This window comes from Arthrobacter sp. AOP29-A2-19, from assembly GCF_058138025.1.
Map to the genome: position 1 here is coordinate 553,819 of NZ_CM176894.1, position 13,809 is coordinate 567,627.

Genomic DNA, 13,809 nt, shown 5'->3' on the forward strand with positions numbered 1-13,809 from the left:
GGTGGGCCGCGCGCGGTAGCGAGAGTTGGTTACGGCCCTGGGCGGCGGGCGGAGACCGGGGTGGGGGAGGTCAGCGGGCGCCCGGGTCCGCGTCGAGGAGCCGGCGCCGGCGGTTGATCGCCCAGAAGCCGCCCAGGGCGAACGCCTGCGTGATGGTGAACAGGACCACCAGCCCGCCGATGCTCTGCCCGGTCACGATCATCCACAGCCCCAGGGCGGCGCAGATCAGGGCGAGGAGCGGCAAGAGCATAAAGCCGAGGGCGAAGAGCGGCTCCGGCTTGTTGGCGAGGGCTTTGAAGGCTTCCTTCACGGGGTTTTCTCCCAAAGTTCGAAGCGGTATTCCAAGCCGGTGGAGGACGTCAGCCATCCTTGCTCCGGTTCGGACATGGTCAGGCGCCAGGCGTCGCCGAGGGACGGCGCGGTGGTGTCGCCCTCGATGGTGGCGTTGATGACGGTGACGAGGGCGGTGTCGGCGAACGGCTCGCACGCCGCGTAGACCTTCCCGCCGCCGCAGACCCAGATTTCGCCTGCGCCCTCGGAGGCCCGTGCCGCGTCCAAGGCCTCCTCGGGGGAGTGCGCCACCACGCCGCCGGACGCGCCGACCGCGGCGCCCGTCGCGGGATCCGACGTCAGGACAATGTTGGTGCGCCCGGCAAAGGGACGGAAGCGCGGGGGGATGGACTCCCAGGTGCGGCGGCCCATCACGACGGGGTGCCCCATGGTGGTCCGCTTGAAGTGCGCCATGTCCTCCGGCAGGTGCCACGGCATGGTGCCCTGGTTGCCGATCGTGCCGTCCAGCGTCTGGGCCCAGACCATCCCGACGCGCCGGCCCGCGGCCGGAGCGTCGGCGTCGGCGGGTCCGGTGTGGGGGAGCGTCATACGGCGATCGGCGCTTTGATGGAGGGATGGTGCCGGTAGCCCACGACGTCGAAGTCCTCGAGTGTGTAACCGAAGATGCTGTCCGGGGTTCGTGCGATCTCCAGGCGGGGGTACTCGTAGGGCTCGCGCGAAAGTTGCTCCTTGACCTGGTCCACGTGGTTGTCGTAGATGTGGACGTCGCCGCCCGTCCAGACGAACTCGCCGACCTCCAGGCCCGTCTGCTGGGCGACCATGTGCGTCAGCAGCGCGTACGAGGCAATGTTGAACGGGACGCCCAGGAACATGTCGGCACTGCGCTGGTAGAGCTGGCAGGACAGCTTGCCGTCGGCCACGTAGAACTGGAAGAAGGCGTGGCACGGCGGCAGGGCCATGTTCCGCAGCTCGGAAACGTTCCAAGCGGAGACGATGTGCCGCCGGGAGTCCGGGTTGGACCGGATCGACTCCACGACCTGGGCGATCTGGTCGATGTGGCCGCCGTCGGGCGTGGGCCAGGAGCGCCACTGGACGCCGTAGACGGGGCCGAGCTCTCCGGCGTCGTCCGCCCATTCGTTCCAGATGGTCACGCCCTGTTCCCGCAGCCATGACACATTGGAGTCGCCGCGAAGGAACCACAGCAGCTCCAGCGCGACCGATTTGAAGTGGACGCGCTTGGTGGTGATCAGCGGGAACGAGTCGGCCAGGTCGAAGCGCAACTGGCGGCCGAAGACGCTGCGCGTGCCGGTTCCGGTTCGGTCCGACTTTTGGGTGCCGTCGGCGAGCACGTCGCGGAGCAGGTCCTCGTACGGGGTCGGAATAGTCACCGGACCAGTCTAGCCGGGTTCCCCGAGCGCTGGCCGTCCGCCGTGGCCCTAGGCGCGGCCCCTCGGCGAGCCGCGCCGCCAGGTCCCGCCCTGCGCCGGGAGGTTGAGCGCGCGGGTCCCATGTGACTTTTTGTTGTGCGCGGGTCGGGAGGGGGAATTCTTGTGTAAAACCTGTGTAAACACACAGGTTCAGGCGCCCCGCCACCTCCATGATCGGCCCTAGTCTGGGCGGGTGCCACCCTGTTGCTTGGGGCATCTTGGGGGTGGCGCGCCGCACCAGGCCGCTGGCCAGTCCGTGCGGAATGGACTGCTACTTGGGGGCAAGTATGGGGAACATCTTATCGGGACGACACGTCGCTCCCTGGGGCCAGAGGGCCACGACCAGGTTCGGCCAGACCTTCGGCCGCCGGTATCGCATACCGCACCGGGTGCGGTCGGTGGCGACGTCGCTTCCCGTCTTCTTCGACCCGGGTGGTCGCCGGTGGCACCGCATCCTGGTCGCCTCCACGCTGCTGTGCGCGGCGCTGGTGGCCTCCGTGGCGTGGGTCCTGCCGCAGGCGGTGGATCCGGTGTGGGATCAGCCGCTCAACCAGGACTCGGCCTACCCGCGCGAACTGCTCGCCAGCGGAAATCCCGACGACATTCCGTTGGTTGGTCCGGAGTCCAGTTACGCCTTTATGCGCATGGCGATCGTGAAGCACGTCGGCAACGCGGTCTACCTGGCGGATCCCTTCAGCGACACGATCTTCCGAGCCGTGGACGACGCCGAAAAGGACGCCATCGGGGACAGTCCCTACGCGATGGAGCGCTTCGGCGCGGCACCTCCGGGCGTCCTGATGCTGACCTTCGACGATGGACCTGATGCCGTCTATACGCCGCAGATCCTCGACGTGCTCGCCGCGGAGGGGGTCCAGGCGACATTCTTCGACGTCGGGTCCAATGTGGTGAGGAACCCGGAGGTTTTCCGGCGGGCCGTTCGCGAAGGGCACATGGTGGGCAACCACACCATGACGCACATCCGTACCTGGGACACCCAGGACGCCCAGCATCGCGAGGAACTTGTCGGCACCGATAGGTCCATGCGCGCCGTCGGCGGATACTCCACGCGGCTTTTCCGCATTCCGGAGGGCGATCCGGAAAACAACGCGCTGGCCTTGCTGGAGGCCCAGCAGTTGGGTTACCTCCACGTGGACATGGACTTCGACACGTTGGACTGGTCGTTCGCACCCGGCCAGCGGATCGCCCGCCCGGAACTGGACGGAAACGGGCACATCGTGCTCATGCACGACGGCGGCGGAGACCGGTCGGCAACGGTGGTCATGCTGAGCGAGCTGATCAAGGAGGCGAAGTTCAAGGGGTACACGTTCTCCACCCTTGATCCGCTGCTTGCGCCGGATCTCGTCCCGGTCAAAAACGCGACCCCCGAACTTGGCGACGTGGCGACCGTCGCCGGCCTGGCCGCCGTGATGGTTTTGCCCGACGTCGTGATCACCTGGCTTTTCTGGTTCGGCACCGGATCCCTCGCCATCATGTCCACCTTCTACCTCGTCCTGGCCCTCATCGGATTCCGCAGGCAACGCGGCAAGGTGTTTTCCATGCCGCCGGACGATCGGCTGCCGCTGGTCAGTGTGGTCCTGCCCGTCTACAACGAGGAACCCGTGGTGGCGCGGACCCTGGAGGCCCTGCGCAACAGCGACTATCCGGCCATGGAGGTCATTGCCGTGGACGATGGTTCCACCGACAAGACCCTCCGCATCCTGCGGGAGTTTGCGGCCGACTGGCCACAGTTGCGGGTGCTCACACAAAGCAACGGCGGGAAGTCGGTCGCCAGCAACCTGGGCATCTCCGCGGCTCGGGGCGCCATCATCGTCACGCTCGACGGCGACACGATCTTCGAACCACAGACGGTCCGGATGCTGGCCAGGCACTTCCTCGAGCCGCACCGCGGGAAAGAGGTCGGCGCCGTCGCCGGGCACGTCAAGGTCGGCAATCGCAAGAACCTGCTCACCGCGTGGCAGAGCCTCGAGTACATCTCCGGCATCTGCGTCACCCGCATGGCCGAGGGGGTCGTCGGGGCGATCTCCATCGTCCCGGGTGCCTGCGCCGCGTGGCGCCGCGACGCGATGGTCGCAGCGGGCGGCTACTCCCACGAGACCATGGCGGAGGACGCGGACCTGACGCTGACGATCCAGAGCATGGGCTATTCGATCGTCCAGGAGAACGAGGCCGTGGCATGGACTGAGGCGCCTATGACTGTCGGCGGACTGGCCAAGCAGCGGCTGCGGTGGACGTTTGGCAACCTCCAGGCGCTCCGCAAGCACGCCGGAATGATCTTCCGCCCCAAGTACGGCGTGCTGGGCATGGTGGCGCTCCCGCACATCCTGCTCTCCACCGTCGTCCCGCTGCTGTTCCTTCCCCTCACCATCGTGATGGCGGTCCTCAGCCTCATGGCGGGGAACTGGGAGAGCATCGCGCTGTTCGCCCTGTTCGTCGCCCTGATGCACGCCGTGGTGTGCGTGATCGCCATCCTGATGGTTCACGAAAGCCCGATGCACCTGTTGGTGGTGCCCATCTACCGGCTCATCTACGAACCGCTCCGGGCGTACCTCCTGTATGCGTCCCTTATCCAGGCCCTCAAGGGGCGGGCCGTCGGCTGGTACAAGCCCGAGCGGACCAACAGCGTGGTGGCGCCGTCGAGGGCCGGATCCGCCACGGCGGAGGCCGGCGTCCTGCCGACGCCGGGCTAGCGGTGGGGCGCCGGGCCGTCAGAGCCCGGCGCCGAGCGCCCGACCGAAGGCGCCCGGCTCGTCGTCGACGCCGCTGCACAGGTCGCTGGCCTGCCCGGGGTCGGCGACATCGGAACCGCATTGCCTGTCGCGGTTCTGGGACCAGTAGGAGAGCCGGCCGAGTCCATGGGCCAGCGCGAACCGGTTGATCTCCGCGGCATCCCCCAGGTCGAAGACCTCCTCGCGGACATCGTTCTGTCCGATCATCGGCGTTAGCCCGATTTTTGCCCACAACGCCTCGGAGGACGGGGCGGAGCCGGAGCGGCCGTAGACATCGGCGAGTTGGCCGTGGGTGGCCAGTGCCGCCCGCTTGGCCGCGGCGGCCATGCCGACGTCTGCCGGCTTGCTGCCGCCGAAGTCCATGACCATGATGTTGACGCCGGCCAGCTTTACTCCGGCGTCCACCCACTGCGAAACCACGCGCACTCCGTCCGCGGTCAGCCCCCCGGGCTTTACCGGCAGTGTCAGCCATATCTCCAGCGGCTCGGCGTCGGACCGTTCCCGCTGTAGGGTCGCCATGGCCTCGGCGCGGCGCAGGTTCGACGCGGAGTCCAGCAGATCGTTGTATTCGATGTCGAGGTCGATGGCGTCCGTTCCGTACCGCTCCACCACCGAGCGGTAGGCGTCGACGAGGAGTCCGCCGTCGGCGCACACCGTGGCGAGCTCGTCCCGGGCCGCCCCGCCGAATGACACCATCACGTCGCCGCCCGCGCCGCGCACGGAGGCGATCCGGGCGTCCATCCGGAGCGCGGACTCCGCCTCGTCGAGCGAATAATACCCACCCCACGACGGCAGGCAGGGATCCGTGGGAGAGGCGACGATGAAGCCGAGCACCTTCGACGCCGGTCCTTCGGCGGCGAAGTCGTGCACCGGGTACGACGTCGTATCGATGTAGGCGCCGAATCTGGGGCCCGCGGTCGTTCCCGCCGTCGTCGCGGCGGGGGAATCCGTCACGCCGGATGCGGGCGGTGGAGCCCCGCCGCACGCGGAGAGCAGGAGCGCGGCGGACACCGCGCCAGCCCACGCAAACGCGCGGACGGCGAACCCCGGGCTATTCCGCCAGAAGATCGTTGTACTCCGGGTAGCGCCGAAGGTAGTCCTGCACGTAGGTGCACTCGGGAACGATCTTCTTTCCCCGTGCGCGCAGGTCCTCGAGCACCAGGGTCACCAGCGCTCGGGCGTAGCCGCGGCGCCCGTAAGCCTCGTTGATGATGGTGTGCTGGAGGTCCACGACGTCGCCGTCCTCCGTGAAGCCCACAAAGCCAATGTAGGTCTCGTCCTGCCACAGCGCGTAGCGGCCGCGGTCGTCGTCGCGGTCGAGCCGCAGGCGCTCGTGGACAATCTTCTCCGGCTGTTGGGCCGACCGGTGCTTTGTCATCGCTGACTCCTTGGAAGGGGTGGACGTAACACTAGTCCTCGAAGGACTCGTAGACCTCTACGGACACCAGCTTGCGCCCCTTGGCGGCACTTTGCTGGACAACAACCATGGCGCCGGGGCGCAGGTAGGGGTCGGTGGCGGGCAGGTGGGCCGCGGCCTTCTTCGGCAACCTGTCGCGGAGCACGGCGAACGCGTTGGGCAACACCGGGCGGTGCGTGCACACGGCGGTGGACTGCCCCTTGTCCAGGAGCTTCTCGATGGCGCGGCGCGCCTTGGCGGGGTTCCGCTTGTTGTCCCGCTCGGTGATGGCCCCGACGGTCTTCACGGCGAAGCCGGTCTGCTGGAGGTAGGGCGTCACGGTCTGCACGCAGCGGGTCCATGGGCTGGTGGCGACCTTGCCGGGCCGCCAGGCGGCCAGGAGGTTGGACACCGCGAGCGCTTGACGCTTGCCGGTGGCGGCGAGGGGTCGCTTGCCCTCTTCCTGGGTCCAGCTGGAGCGCGGCTTGGCCTTCGCGTGCCGGACAACGATGAACGGCATCGTGTCCAGGTTCCCGGATTCGTGCGCCGCGAGCAGCGCGTCCAGGGGCTCGACGTCGGTCGGGTTGGTCAGGAGGCGGCGCGCCTCCGAGGGCGCCGCCCAGCGGATCGCGTCCGCCTCCCTGCCGTCCGGGACCGCCTTGGCGCGGCCCACGTGCGCGGCCCAGTAGTAGACGACCTTCGTTCCGGACCCGACCGCGTAGCGGATGGCGGGCAACGGAATCCCGAGCGCGACGTCGAGGCCCACCTCCTCGCGGACCTCGCGGACCGCGCACTCGGGCACGGTCTCTCCCTCGTCCAGCTTGCCCTTGGGCCAGGACCAGTCGTCGTAGCGGTCCCGGTGGATCAGCAGCAGCTGGAGCCCGTCGCCGTTGATGCGCCAGGGAAGCACCCCCGCGGCCACGACGTCGAACGTCGCGGCCGCGATCTCCGGCTCGTCGGAGGAGCGCACGGGCGGCATCAGAGACGGACCGCGCCGCGCTGGCGGCGGCGCGAGTCCAGCAGCCAGCTTTGGATGTCGTCCAGCGGCGCGCCGTCGTCGGACTTGTTGTGGCGTATCCACACCCCGTCGGAGTCGAGGTGCCAGCTGGCGGTGCGCTCGTCCATGTAGCGGTCCAGCAGGGCGACGAGTTCGGTGATGTCTTCGCGGTTGGACAGGCGCACCAGCGCCTCCACCCGGCGGTCGAGGTTGCGGTGCATCATGTCGGCCGAACCGATGAACACCACGGGGCTGCCGGCGTTGCCGAAGGCGAACACTCGGGAGTGCTCGAGGAACCGTCCCAGGACCGAGCGCACACGGATATTCTCGCTGAGCCCCGGCACACCCGGTCGGAGCGCGCAGATGCCGCGGACGATGACATCCACGGACACGCCCGCCTGGGACGCCCGGTAGAGCGCGTCGATGACGGCCTCGTCGACCATCGAGTTGACCTTGATGACCACGCGCGCGGTCAGGCCGGCCCGGCGGTTCGCGATCTCCTGTTCGATCCTGTCGATCAGGCCGGATCGCAGGGAGCGCGGGGCCACCAGCAGCCGCTTGAACGTGGAGCGCGGCGCATAGCCGGACAGCTGGTTGAACAGCTTCGACAGGTCCTCGCCGACCTGGTCGTCCGAGGTGAGGAGGCCAAGGTCCTCGTAGTAGCGCGCCGTCCGCGGGTGGTAGTTGCCGGTTCCGATGTGGCAGTAGCGCCGCAGCCGGTCGCCCTCGCGCCGCACCACCAGCGACAGCTTGCTGTGGGTCTTGAGCCCGACGATGCCGTACACAACGTGTACGCCGGCCTGCTCCAGCTTCCGGGCCCAGGAGATGTTGGCCTGCTCGTCGAACCGGGCCTTGATCTCCACCAGCGCCAGGACCTGCTTGCCGGCCTCGGCGGCGTCGATGAGGGCGTCGACGATGGGGGAGTCCCCGGAGGTGCGGTAGAGCGTCTGCTTGATGGCCTGCACCTTCGGGTCCGCGGCGGCCTGCTCGAGGAAGGCCTGTACGGAGGTGGAGAAGGAGTCGTAGGGGTGGTGCAGCAGGATGTCCCGTCGGCGCATCGCCGCGAAGACGTTGGCCGCCTTGGAGGTCTCCGACTCGTTGAGGTCGCGGCTGGTGTGGGCCAGCTGCTTCGGGTAGTGCAGGTCCGCGCGGTCGATGCCGGAAATCATGCTCAACCCGCGCAGGTCCAGCGGGGCGGGAAGCGCGAAGACCTCGTCCTCCTCCACGCCGAGCTCGCGGACCAGGAGGGCGCGCACGGCGGGGTTGATGTCGTTGGCGACCTCGAGCCGGACGGGGGGACCGAAGCGGCGGCGCAGGAGCTCCTTTTCGAGGGCCTGCAGCAGGTTCTCGGCGTCGTCCTCCTCCACCTCGAGGTCTTCGTTGCGGGTGACGCGGAACGAGTGGTGCTCCACCACCTCCATGCCCGGGAACAGCAGGTCCAAGTGCTCGGCGATGACGTCCTCGAGCGAAATGAAGCGAGCCACGCGGCCGGGGGAATTGCCGGCGCGGGGGCCGTCCACCGAGATCAGGCGGGGCAGGACGTCCGGCACCTTCAGGCGCGCGAACAGTTCCTTCCCGCTGATCGGGTTGCGCACGATCACGGCCAGGTTCAGCGAAAGGCCGGAGATGTAGGGGAAGGGGTGGGCCGGGTCGACGGCCAGGGGGGTCAAGACGGGGAAGACCTGGTCGGCGAACCAGCGGCGCAGCTCGTCCTTGGCGCGGTCGTCCAGCTCGTCCCAGCGGTTGATCAGGATCTGCTCCTGCGCCAGGGCGGGGCGAAGTTGCTCGGCGAAGACGTGGGCGTGGCGCCGCTGGAGCTGCTTCGCGCCCTCCAGGATGTGGTCCAGCTGGTCGATCGGGCTGATGCCGGCGGGGGAGGGGACGGCCAGGCCCGTCGCGATGCGGCGCTTGAGGCCCGCCACCCGCACCATAAAGAACTCGTCGAGGTTGGACGCGAAGATGGACAGGAAGTTGACCCGTTCCAGCAGGTAGAGGTCCTCGTCTTCCGCCAGCTCGAGGACGCGCGCGTTGAAGTGCAGCCAGCTGAGTTCGCGGTCCAGGAACCGGTCCTGGGAGAAGTCGCCCTCGGGAAGGAGCGCCGGCTCGAACTCGGGCAGCTCGATCCGGTCCTGCGTGGCCCGGGCCGACGGCATGTCGCTGTCGCCAAAGGTGGTGGAGCTCACCGGTGTTGTGTCCATCGGGCGTGTCCTAACGGTTACTGTGCCGCTAACGTGGCAGCTTTCGGGTGCAACGACCAACCCATTCGGCCTGCTGATGTTGCTGTTTCACTGTACCCGGCGCGGGTTATGCGCCGGTGGCCGCGGCTGGGGCGGCGGCGTACATGACGTCCACGTCCCACCGGGTGAATCCCAGCTTCCTGTACAGCTCGACGGCGGCGGTGTTGTCCGCATCGACGTAGAGCATGACCGCCTCCAGACCCTTGGCGCGGAGGTGCTCGATCCCCGCGAGCGTCAGCGCCTTGCCCAGCCCGGTTCCTTGCGCCTGCGGAAGAACGCCGACGACGTACACCTCGCCGAGCGCCTGGTGGTCGCCGGTGCGCGGATTCTTGACGGCAGGGTGCACCTTGGTCCAGTGAAAGCCCAGGATCCGGTCCTCGCGGTCCACGGCGAGCAGGAAGCCGGACGGGTCGAACCAGTCCTCCGCCATCCGCGCGTCCAGGTCCGACCGCGTCATGGAGCCCTGCTCGGCGTGCGCGGCGAATGCCGCCGCATTGGCGGCCAGCCAAGTGTCCTCGTCCCGACCGGGGACGAACGGGCGGATGGACACGCCATCGGGCAGGCGGGCGGCCCCGGCGTCCCTGGTGTGCACCAGGCGCATCCGCCAAAGCTCCCGGACGGGGACAAAGCCGTTTTCCTCAGCCAGCCTGGCCGCGGCCTCGTGGTTGCCGTGAGACCACGCGTGGAGGCCGCCCAGGTCCGTCCGGGCACCGACCGCGGACAGGAGCGCCGCGCCGATTCCGTCGTTCCTGTAGTCGGGATGCACCACAATCTCCAACGTCCCGCTTCCGCCGGAGGAGCGCGGCTGAAGGGCCACGGCCAGCCCCAGGAGTTCGGCCGAGTCGTGGAGCTCGCCGTCGGAGAGGTAGGCGTAGGCGCCGAGCAGCGCGTCGGGATCGTCGTTGGTCTTCAGCTCCACCAGCGTCTGCTCGCTGAGGGGGGGATTGCCGTCCGATTCCTCGGCGGCGGAGGCCAGTGTCCTGATCCTGCCCAGCACGTCGGCCTCGGGCATGCCCTTGAGGGTGCTGATCGTCCAGTCGGTGCTCTCGGGTGCGCTCATGAAACCAACATAGCGCCGGGGCGCGGGCTTTGGGAGCCGCTCAGGCCTCGACGGTTTCGTCCGCGTCGCTGTGCCGCGTGCTGGTGAACCGGTAGCCGACATTGCGGACGGTGCCGATGAGCTGCTCGTGGTCGGCGCCCAGCTTGGCGCGAAGCCTCCGCACGTGCACGTCGACCGTCCGTGTGCCCCCGTAGTAGTCGTAGCCCCAGACCTCGTGCAGCAACTGGTCGCGCGTGAAGACGCGGCCCGGGTGCTGTGCCAGGTACTTGAGGAGCTCGAACTCCTTATAGGTCAGGTTCAGGGGCTCGCCGTGCACCTTGGCGGTGTAGCTGGCCTCGTCGATCACCACGCCCGCAGCGCGGATCTCGGTGGAGTCGTCGCCGGCATTCGCCGGGCGCGCCGTCGCGAGCCGCAGCCGCGCCTCGACCTCCGCCGGGCCGGCGCTGTCCAGCACCACGTCGTCGGCCTGCCACAGAGAGGACACGGCCGCCATGCCGCCCTCCGTGAGAATCAGGATGATGGGCGCGGACAGCCCGGTGGTCCGTAGCAGCTGGCACAGTGAGCGGGAGCCGGAGAGGTCCTTGCGAGCGTCGACCATCACGACGTCGGCCGCGTCGGCGTCCAGCAGGGCGGTGGCCGCGGCCGGGAATATGCGCACCTCGTGCGCCAGCAGTTCGAGCGCCGGAAGCACGTCGATGGACGGGCCGGACGCGTTCGTCAGAAGCATAATGCTGGCCATGTCGGGCCTCCTCAAAGCATGTGGATCCGAGCGCGTCGTTGGGACCGGGTTCGTACAAGTATAAATGTGCGGGGCCCCGAAGCCGTGGGACCCACGTCACGAATACGAAACACGCGCCAATCGCGAAGGAAACACGGGCCGCTCCGGCCACGCTCCGGCGCATCGGCGGCTTCCCGCCCCAACGGGCCCCGCGCAGCCCGGGGGCCGGCCGGCAGTCGCGATAGGGCAGGATGGAGGGGTGAGGACCAAAACCGTTGCAGGATCAGCACTGGCCGCCACCGCCGCGGTTGTGGCCGCCAGCTATGCGGGCACGGCGGGCTCCGCCCACCCGCTGGTTTGGGCGGCCGTGTCCCTCTTGGTTCTCCTGTTTGCCATCGGGTGGCCGCGGATGATGGGCCTCCCCGCGGGACTGTCGGCAACCGTCCCGATGGCGCTCGCCGGATGGTCGGCGGCAACGCTGGCCTCGGTTGTGGCCATGCCCGTGCCCATGAAGTGGACCGCCGCCTGCGTGGCGGTCGGAGTGATCGTGGTCTTCGTCGGGCAACTGATGCGCGGAACCGGCGAACGCCAGCGCCTCGAATCCACCGTGGCGGGGGTCAGCGGGACAGTGGTCGCGGGATTCGGCGCCGGCTGGGTGGCGGTTGACCGGCTCGCCCCAAACGCCTCGAACTCCTCGATGATGCTCGTGTCCGGGCTCAGCATCGCGGCCGCCGTGCTGATCGGGACCATTCGCTGGCCGGACCGGGTGACGGCGCCCCTCGGATTGGTCGTGGCCGCGCTGGTCGGCGGGGTCGGGAGCGTGGTCGGGACCAACGTCCCCATCCTCCCGGCCGTCGCGGTCGGCGCGGTCCTCGGCGCCGTCGTCGTCGGATGCCGGGTGCTCTTCGTTGCCGAGGGCGGGCCACGGGGAACCATGGCGGCGATCGCCACGGGCATCGCGCCCGTGCTCGCGGCCGGCACGCTGGCCTACTACGTCGAGCGGCTCCTCCTGCGCTGAGTGGTCGCGCAGGCGCCTCGGCGCGACCGGGCGCAATGTTTCGGGCCGTGCCAAATGCGCTCCGGGCTTTGGATAGTATGGACGCATGGAATCCAACTACTTGGCGCTCGAGATCTTCTTCATTAGCCTCCTTGCGGTGGCCGGACTGGGTATGGCCGGCTTCGCCGCGCTGGTTGTGTCGCGCCTGTTCAAGGGCCAGAAGTAGGCGGGGGACACCACCCCATGCCCATTGAGATACCTACGGACCTGACGCCGGAACTCGTTCCGCTGTCCTGGTTGCTCGGCGTTTGGCAGGGCTCCGGCCGGCTGGGCGCTGGAGAGGGCGAGGATGCCCACTTCCAGCAGCGGGTCGAGTTCACGCACAATGGGCTGCCGTACCTCCAATACCGCGCCGAAAGCTGGCTGGCGGACGAGGAGGGCACACGCTTGAGGCCCCTCTCGATCGAGACGGGATTCTGGGCGCTCGACCGGCCGATGGTCGAGGCGGACGGCGGGCCGGGCATGTCCCCGGCGGAAATCGTCCCCGCCCTGAGGACGGCCGACGACGTGGAGAAGTTGCGCAACGCCGACGGCGGATTCGACCTCCAGGTCAACATCGTCCATCCGGGCGGCATCAGCGAGCTCTACTACGGGTCCATCAAGGGACCGCAAATCCAGCTCGCCACTGATCTGGTGATGCGCGGAACCAACTCCAAGGACTACGCGTCGGCGACCCGCATCTACGGTCTGGTCAACGGTGACCTCTATTGGCGTTGGGACGTGGCGGCGAATGGCCAGTCCTTGGCCGCCCACGCCTCCGCCGCCCTGAAGAAAAGCGAGTAGATGGCCACCCCGTCCCCCCTTCTTGGCCGACCCGGAGCCGTTGCGGGCTCCGGTGCAGATGCCGGTGTCGCCGCGCACTACGGCGAACCCCTGCCCGAGCAGCGCCGGCTGGCCATGGGTCTGGCCGTCGCCGACCTGTCCAATCGCGGGATTGTGACCGTTACCGGGCCCGATCGGCTGTCCTGGCTGAACACGCTCTCCTCCCAGCAGCTGCTAGGCCTGGCGCCGGGCGGTTCCAGCGAGGCGCTCTTCCTGACCGTGCAGGGCCGCATCGAGCACGATTGCCGCGTGGTCGACGACGGCGAGACCACGTGGCTGCTGGTGGAGGACTTCGAGGCGGCGCCGCTCGCCGCCTTCCTGACTTCCATGCGCTTTATGCTGCGGGTCGACGTCGCCGACGTCAGCGCGCAGTGGGCCGTCGTCGGCTCTTCCACGGAACTTCCGGGCTTTGGGGAGCGCACCGTTTGGCGGGATCCGTGGCCGGGCGTCAACGAGGGCGGTTTCGCCTATTCCGCCGGCGAACACCCGGCGGCGGGCCGGACGTGGCTGGAGTACCTGGTGCCCGCACCGGAGCTCGAGTCCGCCGTCGAGGGCCTTCGCCTCTCGGGCACCATGGCCGTGGAGGCGTTGAGGATCGCCGCATGGCGTCCGCGGATGGGCGCGGAGACGGATGAAAAGACGATCCCGCACGAATTGGACCTGATGCGCACCGCCGTGCACCTGGCCAAGGGCTGCTACAAGGGCCAAGAGACCATTGCCCGGGTACACAACCTGGGCCACCCGCCCCGGCGGCTGGTTTTCCTGCACTTGGACGGTAGCCTGCACACCCTGCCGGAACCGGGCAGCGAGGTGCGGCTGGGGGAGAAGGTCGTGGGGCGCTTGACGTCCGCCGCGCTCCACTTCGAGGCGGGCCCGATCGCCTTGGCGGTCGTCAAGCGAAACGTGGACCCCGCGGCCACGCTGTCCGTCGTCGACGGCGACGAGGCCTATGCCGCGGCCCAGGAGACCATCGTGGCCACCGACGCCGGTCAGGTCGTGGGCCGCCAGCAGGGCTTCCTGAGAGGTCCCCGGTAGGTTTCGTCGGCTTTTCCCGGCG

At 68.7% G+C, this 13,809-nt stretch carries 13 protein-coding genes; 4 read left to right on the top strand and 9 right to left on the bottom strand.

Features of this window, described 5'->3' with window-relative positions; translation table 11 throughout:
• Positions 1 to 70: 70 nt before the first annotated feature.
• The 3 genes from AC3ZJJ_RS02575 to AC3ZJJ_RS02585 are packed head-to-tail and all read right to left on the bottom strand — an operon-like array spanning position 71 to position 1,679.
• Positions 71 to 310, bottom strand: coding sequence for an NF038396 family protein (locus AC3ZJJ_RS02575; RefSeq protein WP_489893709.1), 240 nt, complete (start codon positions 308 to 310; stop codon positions 71 to 73).
• Entirely contained in the window at positions 307 to 816 is a 510-nt protein-coding gene (locus AC3ZJJ_RS02580; protein WP_489895653.1) for a dihydrofolate reductase, read from the bottom strand. The genes AC3ZJJ_RS02575 and AC3ZJJ_RS02580 overlap by 4 nt, the downstream gene beginning before the upstream one ends.
• 59 nt (positions 817 to 875) lie before the next feature.
• Positions 876 to 1,679 (bottom strand): thymidylate synthase, encoded by an 804-nt coding sequence (locus AC3ZJJ_RS02585; protein ID WP_489893710.1) that lies wholly within the window; start codon positions 1,677 to 1,679, stop codon positions 876 to 878.
• Between the two features lie 437 nt (positions 1,680 to 2,116).
• Between AC3ZJJ_RS02585 and AC3ZJJ_RS02590 the strand changes: the two genes are divergently transcribed.
• Positions 2,117 to 4,426, top strand: coding sequence for a bifunctional polysaccharide deacetylase/glycosyltransferase family 2 protein (locus AC3ZJJ_RS02590; protein ID WP_489893711.1), 2,310 nt, complete (start codon positions 2,117 to 2,119; stop codon positions 4,424 to 4,426).
• Between the two features lie 18 nt (positions 4,427 to 4,444).
• On the opposite strand, the gene AC3ZJJ_RS02595 is transcribed toward AC3ZJJ_RS02590, so the two are convergent.
• From AC3ZJJ_RS02595 to AC3ZJJ_RS02620, 6 genes are all read right to left on the bottom strand, one after another.
• Entirely contained in the window at positions 4,445 to 5,419 is a 975-nt protein-coding gene (locus AC3ZJJ_RS02595; protein WP_489893712.1) for a chitinase, read from the bottom strand.
• A 97-nt stretch (positions 5,420 to 5,516) separates the two neighbouring features.
• Entirely contained in the window at positions 5,517 to 5,843 is a 327-nt protein-coding gene (locus AC3ZJJ_RS02600; protein ID WP_489893713.1) for a GNAT family N-acetyltransferase, read from the bottom strand.
• 31 nt (positions 5,844 to 5,874) lie between these two features.
• A complete protein-coding gene (locus tag AC3ZJJ_RS02605) occupies positions 5,875 to 6,840 on the bottom strand; it encodes an NUDIX hydrolase (protein WP_489893714.1) in 966 nt (321 codons plus the stop codon).
• On the bottom strand, positions 6,840 to 9,056 hold the full coding sequence (locus tag AC3ZJJ_RS02610) for an RNA degradosome polyphosphate kinase (RefSeq protein ID WP_489893715.1): 2,217 nt from the start codon (positions 9,054 to 9,056) through the stop codon (positions 6,840 to 6,842). Before AC3ZJJ_RS02610 ends, AC3ZJJ_RS02605 begins: the two co-directional genes overlap by 1 nt.
• A gap of 106 nt (positions 9,057 to 9,162) precedes the next feature.
• A complete protein-coding gene (gene mshD, locus AC3ZJJ_RS02615) occupies positions 9,163 to 10,155 on the bottom strand; it encodes a mycothiol synthase (protein ID WP_489893716.1) in 993 nt (330 codons plus the stop codon).
• Positions 10,156 to 10,195: 40 nt separating this feature from the next.
• Positions 10,196 to 10,894, bottom strand: coding sequence for a winged helix-turn-helix transcriptional regulator (locus AC3ZJJ_RS02620; RefSeq protein ID WP_489893717.1), 699 nt, complete (start codon positions 10,892 to 10,894; stop codon positions 10,196 to 10,198).
• 238 nt (positions 10,895 to 11,132) lie between these two features.
• Here AC3ZJJ_RS02620 and AC3ZJJ_RS02625 point away from each other — a divergent pair, with 238 nt between their 5' ends.
• The 3 genes from AC3ZJJ_RS02625 (at position 11,133) to ygfZ (ending at position 13,787) form a co-directional block, all read left to right on the top strand.
• Entirely contained in the window at positions 11,133 to 11,891 is a 759-nt protein-coding gene (locus AC3ZJJ_RS02625; RefSeq protein WP_489893718.1) for a hypothetical protein, read from the top strand.
• A 222-nt stretch (positions 11,892 to 12,113) separates the two neighbouring features.
• Positions 12,114 to 12,713 (top strand): heme-binding beta-barrel domain-containing protein, encoded by a 600-nt coding sequence (locus AC3ZJJ_RS02630; protein WP_489893719.1) that lies wholly within the window; start codon positions 12,114 to 12,116, stop codon positions 12,711 to 12,713.
• Positions 12,714 to 13,787 (top strand): CAF17-like 4Fe-4S cluster assembly/insertion protein YgfZ, encoded by a 1,074-nt coding sequence (ygfZ, locus tag AC3ZJJ_RS02635; RefSeq protein ID WP_489893720.1) that lies wholly within the window; start codon positions 12,714 to 12,716, stop codon positions 13,785 to 13,787.
• Positions 13,788 to 13,809: the final 22 nt, after the last annotated feature.

Bases quoted from the DNA above. Each gene is read 5' to 3' on its own strand.
- AC3ZJJ_RS02610 (WP_489893715.1), bottom strand. From the start codon at position 9,056: ATGGACACAACACCGGTGAGCTCCACCACCTTTGGCGACAGCGACATG.
- AC3ZJJ_RS02600 (WP_489893713.1), bottom strand. From the start codon at position 5,843: ATGACAAAGCACCGGTCGGCCCAACAGCCGGAGAAGATTGTCCACGAG.
- AC3ZJJ_RS02605 (WP_489893714.1), bottom strand. From the start codon at position 6,840: ATGCCGCCCGTGCGCTCCTCCGACGAGCCGGAGATCGCGGCCGCGACG.
- mshD (WP_489893716.1), bottom strand. From the start codon at position 10,155: ATGAGCGCACCCGAGAGCACCGACTGGACGATCAGCACCCTCAAGGGC.
- AC3ZJJ_RS02580 (WP_489895653.1), bottom strand. From the start codon at position 816: ATGGTCTGGGCCCAGACGCTGGACGGCACGATCGGCAACCAGGGCACC.
- ygfZ (WP_489893720.1), top strand. From the start codon at position 12,714: ATGGCCACCCCGTCCCCCCTTCTTGGCCGACCCGGAGCCGTTGCGGGC.
- AC3ZJJ_RS02620 (WP_489893717.1), bottom strand. From the start codon at position 10,894: ATGGCCAGCATTATGCTTCTGACGAACGCGTCCGGCCCGTCCATCGAC.
- AC3ZJJ_RS02630 (WP_489893719.1), top strand. From the start codon at position 12,114: ATGCCCATTGAGATACCTACGGACCTGACGCCGGAACTCGTTCCGCTG.